1 protein-coding gene is annotated in these 221 nt (G+C 39.8%); it reads left to right on the top strand.

Translation table 11 applies throughout. The features are described 5' to 3' along the window. Window positions 1-221: hypothetical protein (locus tag Q1A70_RS20755; RefSeq protein WP_299695966.1), on the top strand; the 221-nt coding region annotated here is incomplete at both ends.

Genomic DNA, 221 nt, shown 5'->3' with positions numbered 1-221 from the left:
GAACTCGATGAAGAAACCGAAATAGAAGACTCTACCCATCACGTATCAAGTGAGTCAGACAACGTAACTGAACCACACATCGAACCATCTAACGAACTCGATGAAGAAACTGAAAACGAAATCAGCATCAATGACACATTGAGGCAGCCCCCAAAGAAAAAGGTCAACATCCCCAATAAAACCAATATCAAAGCTAACTTCGATGAAAAGTTTAAAGACTT

The organism is uncultured Vibrio sp., assembly GCF_947488985.1.
In the GTDB taxonomy this organism is placed as follows: Bacteria; Pseudomonadota; Gammaproteobacteria; order Enterobacterales; family Vibrionaceae; genus Vibrio.
This window is presented reverse-complemented; position numbering and strand designations above follow the sequence as displayed.